A 1,937-nucleotide genomic window follows, 5' to 3' on the forward strand; every position below is an offset into this window, starting at 1 on the left:
CCGTGTCCTCGGCGAAGCCGCGCGCCACCTCGACGGCTTCGCCGCCCTCGGAGAGCAGTACCGCACGGTGCTCCAGATGCGCCCGGGTCGTCGCCAGCGAGAATCCCAGGTCGAGGTGCGGCTCGTCGGTCAGCGCGGAGATCCGCTCAAGCTGGGCGGCCAGGGCTTCCTCGGACTTCGCGGAGACCAGCCATGGTACGGCCGACGGCGCCGTCCGCGATGCGGCCCGCGGTTCGCTCTCGTCATGGCCGTCCAGCTCCTCGGCGGCCGGTGCCTGCTCGATGATGACGTGCGCGTTGGTGCCGCTGATCCCGAACGACGACACGCCCGCCCGCCAGGGCCGGTCGGCCTTGGGCCACTCCTGGGACTCCGTCAGCAGCTCCACCGCCCCCGACGACCAGTCCACATGCGAGGACGGCGCCTCCACGAACAGCGTCTTCGGCAGGACGCCGTGCCGCAGCGCCAGAACCATCTTCATGAGCCCCGCCGCACCGGCCGCCGCCTGCGTGTGGCCGAGGTTGGACTTCACCGACCCGAGCAGCAGCGGGCGTTCGGGATCGCGTTCCTGCCCGTAGGTGGCCAGCAGCGCCTGGGCCTCGATCGGGTCGCCCAGGGTCGTTCCGGTGCCATGGGCCTCCACCGCGTCCACATCGGACGGGGACAGCCCGGCGCCGGCCAGGGCCTGCTGGATCACCCGCTGCTGGGAGGGGCCGTTGGGTGCCGTCAGGCCGTTGGAGGCGCCGTCCTGGTTGACGGCCGAGCCCCGTACGACCGCGAGGATCTCATGCCCCTTGCGGCGGGCGTCGGACAGCCGCTCCACGACGAAGACGCCCACGCCTTCGGACCACCCGGTGCCGTCGGCCGCGTCGGAGAACGCCTTGCACCGGCCGTCCGCCGCCAGCCCGCCCTGCCTGGTGAATCCGGCGAAGCTCATCGGCGACGACATCACCGTCACGCCGCCGACCAGAGCCAGCGAGCACTCCCCGGTGCGCAGCGCGTGGACCGCCAGGTGCAGCGAGACGAGCGAGGACGAGCACGCGGTGTCGACGGTGACGGCCGGTCCCTCCAGGCCGAAGGTGTACGAGAGCCGCCCGGACAGGATGCTGCCGGCGAGGCCGGTGCTGCCGTGCCCCTCGATGTCCTCGCGGGAGTTCATCACCGCGTTGATGTAGTCGACACCGCTGGTGCCGACGAAGACACCGGTCTCGGTGCCCCGCAGGGACACCGGATCGATACCGGCGCGCTCCAGTGCTTCCCAGGAGGTCTCCAGCAGGATGCGCTGCTGGGGGTCCATGGCCACGGCTTCGCGGGGCGAGATGCCGAAGAAGGGGGCGTCGAACGAAGCGGCGTCGACAAAGCCGCCTTCGGCCGTCGCGCTGCTGCCGTTTCCCTCGCCGGTGAGGATATCGAGGTTCCAGCCACGGTCCGTGGGGAATGCCGAGATACCGTCCCGGCCGTCTTTCAGCATCTGCCAGAGGTCTTCCGGCGATCGCACGCCACCCGGCAGCCGGCAGGCCATGCCGACGATGGCTATGGGTTCCTGCTTGGCGGACTCAGCCTCCCGAAGCCGCTGGCGGGTCTGGTGCAAGTCGTTCGTGACCCACTTGAGGTAGTCAACGAGCTTGTTGTCGTTCGGCATGACGTGGAACCTTCCGTGTGAATAACAGGGGCCGGACTCAGCGATCGCTGTGACGGCCGAGCTCGTTGTCGATGAAGGCGAAGATCTCGTCAGGGCTGGCGGCTTCGATCCGCTCGGCGACCTCCTCGCCGTTCTCCTCCGCCGGGGTTCCTCGCCAGTCGTCCAGGATCTGCGTCAGACGGGCGGCGACGGCGGCCCTGGTGCGGGCGTCGGGCTCGCTGACGGCGAGTGCGGAGCCCAGCCGTTCGAGTTCGGCGAGGAGGGTGGAGCCCGTGGCAGCCTCATCCACGAGCTGCGA

At 70.3% G+C, this 1,937-nt stretch carries 2 protein-coding genes; both read right to left on the minus strand.

What is annotated here, in order from left to right:
- Positions 1-1,639: type I polyketide synthase (locus tag AZE13_RS33325; RefSeq protein ID WP_181690553.1), on the minus strand; the 1,639-nt coding region annotated here is incomplete at its 3' end.
- Positions 1,640-1,676: 37 nt separating this feature from the next.
- The coding region (locus AZE13_RS37405) for a hypothetical protein (RefSeq protein WP_181690554.1) at positions 1,677-1,937 on the minus strand (261 nt) is incomplete at its 5' end.

The organism is Streptomyces sp. NBRC 110611, assembly GCF_001590865.1.
Classification (GTDB): domain Bacteria; phylum Actinomycetota; class Actinomycetes; order Streptomycetales; family Streptomycetaceae; genus Streptomyces.